At 42.7% G+C, this 565-nt stretch carries 2 tRNA genes and 1 rRNA gene; all 3 read left to right on the forward strand.

Annotated features, from left to right (window positions below):
- Nucleotides 1-73, forward strand: a 16S ribosomal RNA gene (locus tag DV434_RS10625); the annotation flags it as partial.
- A 79-nt stretch (nt 74-152) separates the two neighbouring features.
- Nucleotides 153-229, forward strand: a tRNA-Ile gene (locus DV434_RS10630).
- A gap of 45 nt (nt 230-274) precedes the next feature.
- Nucleotides 275-350 (forward strand) — tRNA-Ala (locus tag DV434_RS10635).
- Nucleotides 351-565: the final 215 nt, after the last annotated feature.

Raw genomic sequence — 565 nt, forward strand, 5'->3', positions numbered from 1 at the left:
GGTATGATTCATGACTGGGGTGAAGTCGTAACAAGGTAACCGTAGGGGAACCTGCGGTTGGATCACCTCCTTACCAAAGACGAGAGACAGCGAGTGCTCACACAGATTGGCTGATAGTTGTAGACAAATGAGCAGAAGAAAACATTACCCTTGGGTCTGTAGCTCAGGTGGTTAGAGCGCACCCCTGATAAGGGTGAGGTCGGTGGTTCAAGTCCACTCAGACCCACCACTCTGAGAGTGAGTGATGTAAAGGCGTAATGATTTATGATGAAATGGGGATATAGCTCAGCTGGGAGAGCGCCTGCCTTGCACGCAGGAGGTCAGCGGTTCGATCCCGCTTATCTCCACCACTTATCATCGTTAAGTAAATTAAGAGAGAATAGAGAAGAAAATCATAAGCACGAATCTAAACGAATATAGTGTTTAAAGTTTTATTTATATTCATTTAGTTTATTTAACGATGATAACTGAAAAGTTTTATCAACTGTTCTTTAAAAAATTGGAAACAAGCTGAAAACAAGAGATTTTCGAGAGAAAGTCTGAGTAGGCAAGGCAGGAAAGTGAA

Source organism: Haemophilus haemolyticus (assembly GCF_003493685.1).
GTDB classification, from domain to species: Bacteria; Pseudomonadota; Gammaproteobacteria; order Enterobacterales; family Pasteurellaceae; genus Haemophilus; species Haemophilus haemolyticus_O.